This window comes from Agrobacterium sp. ST15.16.055, assembly GCF_027956555.1.
In the GTDB taxonomy this organism is placed as follows: domain Bacteria; phylum Pseudomonadota; class Alphaproteobacteria; order Rhizobiales; family Rhizobiaceae; genus Agrobacterium; species Agrobacterium salinitolerans.
In genome coordinates, this window is record NZ_JAQKGN010000002.1 from 525,899 (window position 1) to 538,812 (window position 12,914).

10 protein-coding genes are annotated in these 12,914 nt (G+C 60.1%); 7 read left to right on the top strand and 3 right to left on the bottom strand.

Annotation, left to right across the window (positions count from 1 at the left end):
- Positions 1–273: 273 nt before the first annotated feature.
- Both map and PL599_RS05765 read right to left on the bottom strand, forming a co-directional pair.
- The gene (map, locus tag PL599_RS05760) at positions 274–1,026 is read right to left on the bottom strand and encodes a type I methionyl aminopeptidase (RefSeq protein WP_077981520.1); all 753 of its coding nucleotides are present in this window, start codon (positions 1,024–1,026) and stop codon (positions 274–276) included.
- 54 nt (positions 1,027–1,080) lie between these two features.
- On the bottom strand, positions 1,081–2,142 hold the full coding sequence (locus tag PL599_RS05765; protein ID WP_269825185.1) for an LLM class flavin-dependent oxidoreductase: 1,062 nt from the start codon (positions 2,140–2,142) through the stop codon (positions 1,081–1,083).
- Positions 2,143–2,362: 220 nt separating this feature from the next.
- Between PL599_RS05765 and PL599_RS05770 the strand changes: the two genes are divergently transcribed.
- The 5 genes from PL599_RS05770 (at position 2,363) to PL599_RS05790 (ending at position 9,307) form a co-directional block, all read left to right on the top strand.
- A complete protein-coding gene (locus PL599_RS05770) occupies positions 2,363–3,139 on the top strand; it encodes a 3-hydroxybutyrate dehydrogenase (RefSeq protein WP_142911772.1) in 777 nt (258 codons plus the stop codon).
- A gap of 139 nt (positions 3,140–3,278) precedes the next feature.
- Positions 3,279–4,748 carry a xanthine dehydrogenase small subunit gene (gene xdhA / locus PL599_RS05775; RefSeq protein ID WP_271358934.1) on the top strand — a complete coding sequence of 490 codons (1,470 nt, stop codon included), beginning with the start codon at positions 3,279–3,281 and terminating at the stop codon, positions 4,746–4,748.
- 3 nt (positions 4,749–4,751) lie between these two features.
- A complete protein-coding gene (gene xdhB / locus PL599_RS05780; RefSeq protein WP_269825183.1) occupies positions 4,752–7,091 on the top strand; it encodes a xanthine dehydrogenase molybdopterin binding subunit in 2,340 nt (779 codons plus the stop codon).
- A 194-nt stretch (positions 7,092–7,285) separates the two neighbouring features.
- On the top strand, positions 7,286–8,140 hold the full coding sequence (gene xdhC / locus PL599_RS05785; protein ID WP_269825182.1) for a xanthine dehydrogenase accessory protein XdhC: 855 nt from the start codon (positions 7,286–7,288) through the stop codon (positions 8,138–8,140).
- A gap of 237 nt (positions 8,141–8,377) precedes the next feature.
- On the top strand, positions 8,378–9,307 hold the full coding sequence (locus tag PL599_RS05790) for a LysR substrate-binding domain-containing protein (protein WP_142911775.1): 930 nt from the start codon (positions 8,378–8,380) through the stop codon (positions 9,305–9,307).
- On the opposite strand, the gene PL599_RS05795 is transcribed toward PL599_RS05790, so the two are convergent.
- Positions 9,283–9,621 carry a hypothetical protein gene (locus PL599_RS05795; RefSeq protein ID WP_162520310.1) on the bottom strand — a complete coding sequence of 113 codons (339 nt, stop codon included), beginning with the start codon at positions 9,619–9,621 and terminating at the stop codon, positions 9,283–9,285. The genes PL599_RS05790 and PL599_RS05795 overlap by 25 nt on opposite strands.
- A 507-nt stretch (positions 9,622–10,128) precedes the next feature.
- Here PL599_RS05795 and puuD point away from each other — a divergent pair.
- A complete protein-coding gene (gene puuD, locus PL599_RS05800) occupies positions 10,129–11,391 on the top strand; it encodes a urate hydroxylase PuuD (protein ID WP_269825181.1) in 1,263 nt (420 codons plus the stop codon).
- Positions 11,388–12,698, top strand: coding sequence for a guanine deaminase (guaD, locus tag PL599_RS05805; protein WP_077981512.1), 1,311 nt, complete (start codon positions 11,388–11,390; stop codon positions 12,696–12,698). The genes puuD and guaD overlap by 4 nt, the downstream gene beginning before the upstream one ends.
- The last annotated feature ends 216 nt before the right edge of the window (positions 12,699–12,914 follow it).

Below are 12,914 nucleotides of genomic sequence, written 5' to 3' on the forward strand. Positions count from 1 at the left end.
GATAGGCGACAAGCGAGTTATTTTGATCGGCGTTATAAGCGGTCGTTATCGGTCACGCGGTGAGCGGCGATGCGTTCCGAGGGTGCCGTGTATTCTTCTCCCCGAGGGGGAGAAGGTGGCCCGAAGGGTCGGATGAGGGGGAACGTTGCCGGACTTCGGAGAGCTTGCCCCCTCATCCCGCTGCCGCGGACTTCTCCCCCTCGGGGAGAAGAAACAAGCCGCACGCGCTCGCTCCGACCTTAAAAGTGAGGGTGACGGAGGCAGATGTAGCCGTCACTCCGCAAGCGTCAGCACCAGCGGCCCGTTTTTCGTCGCCACCACGGTATGCTCATATTGCACCGTCGGCGCGCTCGGGTCACTATAGAGCGTCCATGGATCATCGTCGCCGTCCTCGGCCCAATAGGCCCCCGTCGAAAGAAACGGCTCGACAGTGAATACCATGCCTTCTTGCATGATGCGGCGCTCGTCCTTGTCCGGCCAGGTCGCCAGTTCCTTCGGCTCCTCATGCAGGGAACGGCCAATGCCGTGGCTGGCGAGATTGGTGATCAGCGTGTAGCGGTTCTTTTTGGCAAAGGCACCGATGGCATTGCCAATATCGGCGAAGGGCCGACCGGTTTTCACCTGCTGCAGGCCCGTCCACATGGCGCGTTTGCCATCGCGGCACAGCCGCTCGATTTCCTTTTTGACAGGCGGCACGGCGAAGGACGACCCCGTATCACCGAAAAAGCCGTTCTTCACCGCCGAGACATCGATATTGACGAGATCGCCCGCCTTGATGATGCGCGGGCCGGGAATGCCATGGGCCACTTCCTCGTTGACGCTGATGCAGGTCGCGCCGGGAAACTTGTAGCAGAATTCCGGCGCCGATTGCGCACCGTTATCTTCCAGCACCTTACGGCCGATGGCGTCCAGCTCGGCCGTGGTGATGCCCGGTTCCAGCGCGTCAGCCATTGTCTGCATGGCAACGGCGCACAAGCGGCCGATATCCTTCAGCAGATCCAGTTCTTCTTCGGTGGAAATGACCATGTCTCTGTCCGTTATTGTGTATGGCGGGTCTCGAAACGCCCACCTTAGTAATCATCAGGCCGTGGCTTTCACCGGATCGGCGCTCCCCGTCAATTCTTTTCTGACGAGTGGGGCGACTTTCGTACCATAAAGCTCGATGCCGCGCATGATCTGGTCATGCGGCATCAGACCGATGGCCATCTGCAACAGAAAGCGATCATTCCTGAACACGCCATGCGCCTTGATGATCTTTTCCGCCACCAGCTCCGGCTCACCGAGGAAGAGATTGCCCTCCGGCCCGCGTGCCGCATCGAAATGCGCGCGGTTCGTCGGCCCCCAGCCGCGTTCGCGGCCGATGCGGTTCATCACCTCCGCCTGCGGTCCGTAAAATTGGTCCGCCGCCTTGTCGGTGGTGTCGGCAATGAAGCCGTGCACATTGATGCTGGTGCGCAGCTTGGTCTTTTCCTGGCCCGCCCGGCGCGCGGCCTCGTGGTAAAGATCGAACAGCGGTGCGAAACGGCGATATTCACCGCCGATAATGGCAAGCGCCACCGGCAGGCCCATGGCGCCCGCCCGCGCCACCGATTGCGGCGTGCCGCCAACCGCGATCCAGACCGGCAGACGCTCCTGCAACGGACGCGGATAAACACCGCGACCATTGATGGCGGGATGCTTGGTGCCGGACCAGGTGACGATTTCCTGCTCCCGCAGCGCCAGAAGCAGATCGAGCTTTTCGGCGAAGAGCACGTCGTAATCTTCGAGATCGTAACCGAAAAGCGGGTAGGATTCGATGAAAGAACCGCGCCCGGCCATGATCTCGGCACGGCCGTTCGAGAGGAGATCGACGGTCGAGAACTGCTGGAACACGCGAATGGGGTCATCTGAACTCAGCACCGAAACGGCGCTCGTCAGGCGAATATTCTTCGTCTTTACCGCCGCCGCCGCAAGCACGGTGGAGGGTGAGGAGACGACATAATCCGGACGATGATGCTCACCCAGGCCAAAAACATCGAGCCCGACCTGGTCGGCAAGCTCGATTTCCTCAAGCAGTTCCCGCAGCCGTCGCGCACCTTCTGGCCCACGGCCATCGGCGGGGTTGGGATTGACATCCGCGAATGTGTAAAGACCGAGTTCCATAAACGATACCTCTGTTTGATTGTCTGAGAGATAGGCATGGAAAGCCCCGCAGGCAAACGCAAAATCTGCCGCAAAATCTGGATGCTTGGCGTCGAAAAAATCGATGGTAGCACCCACACGAACCGCCTTGCGCGCTCAATCCTAAATGGCGATTGCCAGCCTGCCCCCTTTGGGCATAGGCTGCTTAAATATGTGCGAAGTAATGCAAAAAGGGGAAAGCATGCATCGGACAGTTATCGTGACAGGCTCCACAAGCGGCATCGGCCTTGGCATTGCCCAGCGATTTGCGCGCGACGGCGCCAATATCGTGCTGAACGGCTTCGGCGATGAGGACGAAATTGAGAAGTTGCGTCTGCTGCTGGAGGCCGAAAGCGGCGGGCGCGTGCTTTATCACCCTGCCGATATGACGAAACCGGACGAGATCGCCGATCTCATTCAATCCTCGCACGAAAAGCTCGGCTCGGTGGATGTGCTCGTCAACAATGCCGGTATCCAGCACATCGCGCCCATCGAAGAATTCCCGACGGAAAAATGGGACTGGATCATCGCCATCAATCTGACCAGTTCCTTCCATAGCATGCGCGCTGCGATACCACTGATGAAGAAGGCCGGAAAAGGCCGTATCATCAACATCGCATCCGCCCACGGCCTTGTCGCCTCGCCGTTCAAATCGGCCTATGTGGCGGCCAAACACGGCATCATGGGCCTGACGAAAACGGCGGCGCTGGAGCTTGCCCAGACCGGCGTCACCGTCAACGCCATCTGTCCCGGTTACGTGCTGACGCCGCTGGTGGAAAAGCAGATACCTGAGATGGCCAAGGTGCGTGGCATCAGCGAAGAGGCGGTGAAGAACGATGTGATGCTGGAGTTGCAGGCAACCAAGCAATTCGTCACCGTCGACGATGTGGCCGCCGCGGCCGTATTTCTGGCAAGCGATGCCGCAAGCAACATTACCGGCACGCATATTTCCGTGGATGGCGGCTGGACGGCGCAATAATTACCGAACTTTCTTTCCGTTTTGGAAATAATGAATTGCCAAAACGGAAATCGATATGCGCGCGGCGGCGTGCATATGATGCGCAGGGATAATGACAAGAAACCGGCTCGGCAGCCGGTCAAAAAAAGCAGGGCATTGCATGAACGACGCGATCAGTTTCATCCTCAACAGCGAAACCATCTCGCTGAAGGGTTTCGGACCGACAGACACGCTTCTCGATTATCTCCGCATCAACAAGCGGTTGACCGGGACCAAGGAAGGCTGCGCCGAAGGCGACTGCGGCGCCTGCACGGTGCTGGTCGGGCGGCTGCTGGACGGTTCTCTGCGATATGAAAGCGTCAATGCCTGCATCCGCTTTTTAGGTTCGCTGCACGGCGCCCATATCGTCACGGTGGAGCATCTGGCCGCGCGCGACGGCACGCTGCACCCCGTACAGCAGGCGATGGTGGATTTCCACGGCTCGCAATGCGGTTTCTGCACGCCGGGCTTCATCATGTCGCTCTACGGCCTGTGGCTATCAAGCGAAAACCCCGGCGGCGCCGACATCGAAAAGGCGCTGCAAGGCAATCTCTGTCGATGCACGGGCTATGAGCCGATAGTCCGCGCCGCCGAAAAGATCGCCGCCGCGCGCCCGAGCGCCCTCTTCGACCCGCTGCAACGCGACCGCACCGATATCATGGCAAGGCTCTGGGCGATCCGCGCCAATGAAACGATCACCGTCACCCACGGCGAGGGCCGCACCATCATTCCAGCGACGCTGGCCGAGCTGACCGAGATTTACGCTGCCGAACCGAAGGCGACCATCGTCGCCGGCTCCACCGATGTCGGCCTGTGGGTAACAAAGCAGATGCGGGCGCTGAACCCTGTCATCTTCATCAACAATCTCGGGGATCTGCAAACCATCACCGTGGGTGAAGACGGCGTGACACTGGGCGCTGGCGTCACCTACAGCCAGGCCTTCAAGACCATCGCGGAGTACTTCCCGCCGATTGCCCGGTTGTTCGATCGGCTCGGCGGCGAACAGGTGCGCAATATGGGCACCATCGGCGGCAACATCGCCAACGGCTCGCCCATCGGCGACACGCCGCCAGCGCTGATCGCCCTCGGGGCCACGCTCACCCTGCGCTCGTCCTCCGGCAGCCGCACCGTGCCGCTGGAAAGCTACTTCATCGATTACGGCAAACAGGACCGGCTGAGCGGCGAATTCGTCGAGAAGCTTTTCATTCCGTTCCAGACGCCGGAAAGTCACTACGCTGTCTACAAGATTTCCAAACGCCGCGACGAAGATATTTCCGCGCTCTGCGCCGCCTTCAATCTGACGCTCGATGCCGATGGCGCAGTCGACGACATCCGCATCGCCTTCGGCGGCATGGCCGGCACGCCGAAACGCGCTGCACATCTGGAGGCCGCGCTTCTCGGGAAAGAGTGGTCGCAGGAAACGATCGACGCGGCGCGCGATACGCTGGATGAGGATTTCACCCCGCTCACGGATTGGCGCGCGACCGCCGAATATCGCCAACTGACGGCGAAGAACCTGCTGATACGATTCTTCCTGGAGACATCAGGCGAAAAGCAGGAACTTGCGCGTTTCACGCTGGAGGAGGCTTGAACCATGGACACCACAAGCTTCGACAAGACCAAGACCGAAATCGACGGCCCGATGCACACCTCGCTCCGGCATGATTCCGCCCACAAGCATGTGACCGGCAGCGCCGAATATATCGATGACATTCCCGAACCCGCCGGCCTCGTCCACGGCGCACTCGGCCTTGCCGACCGTGCTCACGCGGAAATCATCGCGATGGACCTCGCCGAAGTGGAGGCCACACCGGGCGTACTTTGGGTGATGACGGGCAAGGACGTGCCCGGCGAAAACGACATCTCCTCCGGCGGTCGTCACGATGAGCCGCTGCTGGCGGAGACAAAGGTCGAATTCCACGGCCAGCCGGTCTTCGCCGTCTTTGCCGAAACCCGCGATATCGCCCGCAAGGCCGCACGCAAGGCAAAGATCACCTATAAGGACCTACCGCATTTCACCGATATCGATACCGCAATCGAAAATGGCGGCGCGCTCGTCATCGACCCGATGACGCTGAAACGTGGCGATGCGAAGCTGGAGATGGATGTCGCGCCGCGCCGCCTCACCGGCACGATGCGTATCGGCGGGCAGGAGCATTTTTATCTCGAAAGCCATATCGCCATGGCCGTGCCGGGTGAGGATGACGAGGTGACGCTGTGGAGTTCCACCCAGCATCCGAGCGAAATCCAGCATATCGTCAGCCACATCCTGCAGGTGCCGTCCAATGCCGTCACGGTGCAGGTGCGCCGCATGGGTGGCGGTTTCGGCGGCAAGGAAACGCAGGGCAACCAGTTCGCAGCCCTTTGCGCCATCGCCGCCAAGAAGCTGAACCGGGCCGTCAAAATCCGCCCGGACCGCGACGAGGACATGACGGCGACAGGCAAACGCCACGATTTCCGCGTCGATTACGAACTGGGCTTCGATGAGGAAGGCCGCATCCACGCTGTCGATGCCACCTATGCCGCACGCTGCGGTTTTTCCTCCGATCTGTCCGGGCCGGTCACCGACCGTGCGCTGTTCCATGCCGATTCAAGCTATTTCTACCCGAATGTGCATCTGACCTCCCGGCCCCTGAAAACCCACACAGTCTCAAACACCGCCTTTCGCGGTTTTGGCGGCCCGCAGGGCATGCTGGGGGCGGAACGGTTTATCGAGGAAATCGCCTATGCGGTGGGCAAGGACCCGCTCGATATCCGCAAGCTGAATTTCTACGGCGAGACCGGCTCCGGCCGCACCACAACGCCCTATCATCAGGAAGTCGAAGACAACATCATCGCCCGCGTCGTCGAGGAGCTGGAGGCGTCAAGCGACTATCGTGCGCGCCGGCAGGCAATCGTGGATTTCAACAGGACAAGCCCGATCATCCGCAAGGGCATCGCGCTTACCCCGGTCAAATTCGGCATCTCCTTCACCATGACCGCCTTCAATCAGGCGGGCGCGCTGGTGCATATCTATAATGACGGCTCCATCCACCTGAACCATGGCGGCACCGAAATGGGTCAGGGCCTTTACACCAAGGTGGCGCAGGTGGTGGCAGATGCCTTCCAGGTGGATATCAACAGGGTGAAAATCACCGCCACGACGACGGGCAAGGTGCCGAACACGTCGGCCACCGCCGCCTCCTCCGGTACGGACCTGAACGGCATGGCCGCTTATGACGCCGCCCGCCAGATTCGCGAGCGCCTCGTCAAATTCGCCGCCGAGAACTGGAACGTGCCGGAAGACGAAGTCGTCTTCCTGCCGAACCGCGTGCGCATCGGGCTTGAAGAAATCGCCTTCAACGATTTCATCAAAAAAGCATATTTCGCACGCGTGCAGCTTTCCGCCGCCGGTTTTTACAAGACGCCAAAAATCCACTGGGATCGCGCCGCCGGCCGTGGCACACCGTTTTATTATTTCGCCTATGGCGCGGCCTGTTCCGAAGTGTCGATCGACACGCTGACTGGCGAATACCTGATGGAACGCACCGATATCCTCCACGATGTCGGCAAGTCGCTGAACCCGGCCATCGATATCGGCCAGATCGAAGGCGCTTTCGTGCAGGGCATGGGCTGGCTGACCACGGAGGAACTGTGGTGGGACGGCAAGGGGCGGCTACGCACCCATGCACCTTCCACCTACAAGATCCCGCTTGCCTCCGACCGGCCGAAGAGCTTCAACGTCAGGCTGGCGGAATGGGCGGAAAATGCCGAACCCACCATCGGCCGCTCGAAGGCCGTGGGCGAGCCGCCCTTCATGCTGGCGATCTCGGTTCTCGAAGCGCTCTCCATGGCCGTCGCCTCCGTCGCCGACTACAAGGTCTGCCCACGCCTCGATGCCCCGGCAACGCCGGAGCGCGTTTTGATGGCGGTGGAACGGTTGAAGAAGGTGTGAGGGGGAAGTGTCCATGCGGCCGAGCCCCCTCATCCGTCCCTTCGGGCCACCTTCTCCCCGGCGGGGAGAAGAAACGAGCCGCGCCGTCGCAAATTTCCGCAAAGTGGGTGAGGTAAGCGAAAACATCGCTCCGGGTTTCTTCTACCCGCCGGGGAGAAGGTGGCGCGTAGCGCCGGATGAGGGGGCCAGCGCCAATGCCTGACGCCTCCCTCTCCGCCTTCCTCGCCCGCCCTGCCCCCACCATCCTCGTGGAAATCGAGGCAGTGAAAGGCTCATCCCCACGCGAGGCTGGCACCTTCATGCTGGTCAGCCAGGAAGCCTTGTGGGAAACCATCGGCGGCGGACAGTTCGAATATATGGCGATAGACCACGCCCGCGCCATGCTGCGAACAGGGACGGCCGAAGACCGCATGGATATTCCGCTTGGGCCGGAAATCGGCCAATGCTGCGGCGGTCGCACCCTCATCCGCTTCCGGCGGATAACGGCAGAGATTGCCGCCGGGCTTGAGGCGCGGCTGAAGGGCGAAGCCGAACAGCAGCCCGCCGTCTTCATTTTCGGCGCGGGTCACGTCGGCAAGGCGCTGGCAGATGCCCTGTCGCTGCTGCCCCTGAGCCTGACGGTGGTGGAAACCCGTGAAAGCGAGTTACGCGATCTTCCATCGACGGTGGGGTCCATCCTCACCCCCATGCCGGAAGCGTTCGTTCCGAAAATCCCGGCAAACGGCGCGGCGATCATCGTCACCCACGACCATGCACTCGATTTCCTGATTGCGAAGGAAGCGCTTGCCCGCGACGATCTCGCTTATGTCGGCATGATCGGCTCGAAGACCAAACGCGCCACCTTCGCCCATTGGCTGGAGCGGGAGGGAGAGCCCGCTTCCCGCCTTGCAAAGCTCACCCTGCCCGTCGGCGGCAATAGCGTCAGGGACAAACGGCCTGCGATCATAGCGGCCCTTGTGGCAGCCGAGTTACTGCAAGCATTTTCCGCTGCCGAAATCCGTCGCAACGAAAATCGACACGGCCATCCTCAAGGCCAAGATCACGCCTGAGCCCATCCGGCAGGCTTTCATCCGCCAGATTGTCGGGTTGAAGGCTTTCAAGGGTAAACCGTTCCACTGTCCGCAGACCCGCACACAGGCGGGACCACGCGCGCAAGAGTGCTGTGCGCATGTTCGTCTCCATTCAAAAATGTCAGAAGCTCAGTTGATGAATTGAGCTAAAAATGCTCTGTTTTCCGGAGAAAAACCAATGAAACCTTCGGCAATTGGCATAAAGAGAACTTATCCATGAAAATGTCGCGCCAGTTCCCGCTGAACGCCCTGCGGGTGTTCGAAGCCGCCGCAAGGCATCTCAGTTTCACCAAGGCCGGTGAGGAACTGGGCATGACGCAGACGGCGGTGAGCTATCAGGTGAAACTGCTGGAAGAGAATATCGGCGAGCCGCTCTTCATCAGAAGGGCGCGGCAGGTTTCGCTGACCGAGGCCGGGCAGAAACTCGCGCCGAAAGTCGCCGAAGCTTTCAATACGTTACAGGAGGCCGTAGATAGTGTGCGTGACACGCCTGACGCCACCTTGACCATCCATTCCACGGCCACCTTTGCGTCGCGCTGGCTCTCGCGGCATCTGGGAGCTTTCCAGCTCGAACATCCTTCCATCGCCGTGCGGTTGGAAACGTCGGGGACATTGATCGATTTTTCCCAATCAGATTGCGATGTCGCCATTCGCTGGAGCAAAGATAACGGCAAAGGGCTTATCTATCATCAATTGCTGCGCGGCGTTTATACGCCGATGCTGCATCCGAGCCTTGCCGAAAGCATCGGCGGATTGCACAAACCGGAAGACCTGCTGCGCCTGCGCATCATCGATCCCGGCGATATCTGGTGGAGCCAATGGTTCCAGGAAGTCGGCGTCGAAAATCCCGGCCTAAATCGTTATCCCCGCAGCCGCCTCAATGTACAGGCCTTCGAAGCCGCCGCCGCGATCGCCAGCCAAGGGGTGGCCATGCTCACCCCTGAACTCTATGCCGATGAGATTGCCCTCGGCCGCCTTTACCAGCCCTTCGAACACCTCAGCAGCGAAGGCAAGAACTATTGGCTGGTTTACCCCGAAAACCGCAGGAACATCCGCAAGATCAAACTGTTTCGCGACTGGATATTGAAGCGGATCGAAGAAAGCCATCCGCAGCAACCGCCTCAAAACCCCATGTCCGGCGCGTAAAAACAGCGCGGCGTATCCTCATCCGGAAACAAGCAGAGATGATATTCGCCATCTTCGGATCGTCTTGCCTCGCGCTGCGACCAGTTGAAGACGTGGCGTCGCGTGACCATGCGGTGATCGCCGGGCGCGAGCGAGACCTCGTAACCGTCGGACGTGACACGAACACTGCGCGTGGGGATCATCTGGCAGTCGCCGGTTTCGGCGTCGCCATTGCAGCAATAGCTTTCATATTTAAACCCCTTGTGGGATTCATGGGCAAGCGCGGTGGCGCTGAACGCCAGAGATAGGAAGAGGACCGTCAGAACAAGGCGCATCGGCATGGTCTCCGTTGAAACAACGGCGGCAGCCGGAAGATCATTGCGTCCCTTTATTCAAATTTCACATCAACACTTACCCGGACACAACGGCGCCGGGAACTGCGATACCTGCCCCCTGACCTGCCCCCACCCAGGGTTCGCAGCGCCCGCTTCCGGAAGAACCGCCAGCGAAACATGTCATGGAAGCCCTGCGTATCGCGCATAAAACCGGAATGGATTTCCGGCAAGACGCCCCACAGGACTCCGCAGCCTTATATTTTAGCACATCAGCAGACTGCACAAAGGATAATAGCTGAGTCGCGTTAGCCAGCTAAGCACAAACGATGCGACAGGAATGAGCTAGTGCAACTTTACCGGGCCAACCCACGCTAAAGGATACAACAAACTGATATTGCAGACACAAAAGCATCGGATTGTGAACAATCGCGCCCCAAGCTTTGCTTTCCCCTTCCCTAAAGGCCAAATTTCTCGCAAGGTGCGCTGCACAAGGATCAGGGGAACCGCATGTACGAATACGCCATTGCGTGGGAATGGATGGCCTTTGCCGTCCGCTGGCTCCACGTCATCACCGCCATCGCCTGGATCGGCTCATCCTTCTATTTCATCGCGCTCGATCTCGGGCTGGTCAAACGCCCGGATATGCCGCCGGGTGCCTATGGCGAGGAATGGCAGGTGCATGGCGGCGGCTTTTACCACATCCAGAAATATCTGGTCGCCCCTGCCCGCATGCCCGAGCACCTGACATGGTTCAAATGGGAAAGCTACGTCACCTGGCTTTCCGGCTTCGCCATGCTCTGCATCGTTTATTATGGCGGCGCCGATCTCTTCCTCATCGATCATTCGGTGCTGGCGCTCACCCAGTTCCAGGCCATCGGCCTGTCGCTTGCATCGCTTGCCATTGGCTGGCTGTTTTACGATTTCCTCTGCAAATCGCCGCTCGGCAACAACACATGGGGCTTGATGATTGTCCTTTATGTCGCGCTGGTGGCGATGGCATGGGGTTACACGCAGGTCTTCACCGGCCGTGCCGCCTTCCTGCATCTCGGCGCGTTTACCGCCACCATCATGTCGGCGAATGTGTTCTTCATCATCATCCCCAACCAGAAGATCGTCGTCGCTGACCTGATCGCCGGGCGCACGCCGGACCCGAAATATGGCCGCATCGCCAAGCAGCGCTCGCTACACAACAACTATCTGACGTTGCCCGTGATCTTCTTCATGCTGTCGAACCATTATCCGCTGGCCTTTGCGACCCAGTTCAACTGGATCATCGCAGCGCTGGTGTTCCTGATGGGCGTCACCATCCGCCACTGGTTCAACACCACCCACGCCCGCAAGGGCAAGCCGACTTGGACCTGGCTCGCGACCGCGCTCATCTTCATCGTCATCATGTGGCTTTCCACGGTGCCGAAGGTGCTGACCGGCGAAGAAGAACAGAAGGCAGCGACGCTTTCGCCGATGCAGCAGCAATTCGTCACCGACACCCATTTCGCCAAGGCCCGCGATGTGGTTCAGGGCCGCTGTTCCATGTGCCATGCGGCCGAGCCGGTGTGGGAAGGCGTGCCCTTCACACCGAAATCGGTGAAGCTCGAAACCGACGAACAGATCGCCGCCCATGCGCGCGAAATCTATTTGCAAGCCGGCCGCAGCCATGCCATGCCTCCCGGCAACATCACCGCCATCACCCCGGATGAGCGCAAGCTGCTGACCGCATGGTATGAAAGTGCGGTTTCCGGGGCTGGAACAGCGGAAGGAAAAACCGAATGAGCATGGTTCTGCTGCGTGGCCGTCTGCTGAGCTTCCGCCGCGCGCCGCTCGCAATCGACGATACGCAAAGCTATGTCTATATCGAAGACGGTGGCCTGCTGATCGAAGACGGCAGGATCGCTGCCATTGGCGACTACGCCGATATCCGTGAGACAGCCCCCGAAAACGTCGAGGAAAAGGACCACCGCCCGCATCTCATCGTGCCCGGCCTCATCGACATGCACCTGCATTTCCCGCAGATGCAGGTCATCGGCTCCTATGCCGCCAATCTCTTGGAATGGCTGAACACCTATACCTTCCCGGAAGAATGCCGTTTCGTCGAAACTGCCCACGCCCAGCGCATCGCCACGCATTTTTACGACGAGCTTCTGCGCCACGGCACCACCACCGCCGTTGCCTATTGCTCCGTGCACAAGACCTCCGCCGACGCCTTTTTCGCGGAAGCTCTGAAGCGCAACATGCTGATGGTCGGCGGCAAGGTGATGATGGACCGCAACGCCCCGCAAGGCCTGCTCGACACGCCGGAAACCTCCTATGACGAGACCCGGCAAGTGATCGCCGACTGGCACGGCAAGGGTCGCAACCACGTCGCCATCACCCCCCGCTTCGCCATTACATCCACGCCGAAGCAGATGGAAGCCGCCCAGGCGCTGGCGCAGGAATTCCCCGATCTGTTCATCCAGACGCATCTTTCCGAAAATCTGGATGAGATCAAATATACCTGCGAGCTTTACCCTGAGGCGACCGACTATACGGATATCTATGTGCGCTACGGCCTGATGGGCGAAAAGACCCTGCTCGGCCACGCCATCCACCTCTCTGACCGCGAGGCAGATGTACTCTCGGAAACCGGCGCGGTAGCCGTACATTGCCCCACCTCGAACCTCTTCATCGGCTCCGGCCTGTTCCCGATGAAAAAGCTGCAACGGCGCGAAAAGCCTGTTCGTATCGCGGTTGCCACCGATATCGGCGGCGGATCGAGCTATTCCATGCTGCGCACCATGGACGAGGCCTACAAGATCCAGCAATTGCTGGGCGAACGTCTCAACCCGCTGGAAAGCTGGTATCTGATGACGCGAGGCAACGCCGAAGCCCTCTCCATGGTCGATCGCATCGGCACGCTGGAGGCCGGCACGGACGCCGACATCACCGTGCTGAACGCCTCCTCGACACCCGCCATGGCGCTGAAGATGGAAGTGGTGAACAGCCTGACGGAAGAACTGTTCCTGATGCTGACCATGGGTGACGACCGCACCGTCGTCGAAACCTACGTGGCCGGTAAGGCGATGAAAAGCACGCTTGCATAGTTCGGGCGGGGCCGAAACATCCGGTCACGATCTCGTTTAAACCAATATCTATCGAGCGAGCGGATGCCCCTTGTTTCTTCTCCCCGCCGGGGAGAAGTCCGCGGCAGCGGGATGAGGGGGCAACGTCGGCGATATTCGGAGAGCTTGCCCCCTCATCCGACCCTTCGGGCCACCTTCTCCCCGGCGGGGAGAAGAAACCGTGCCGCACCCGCTCGC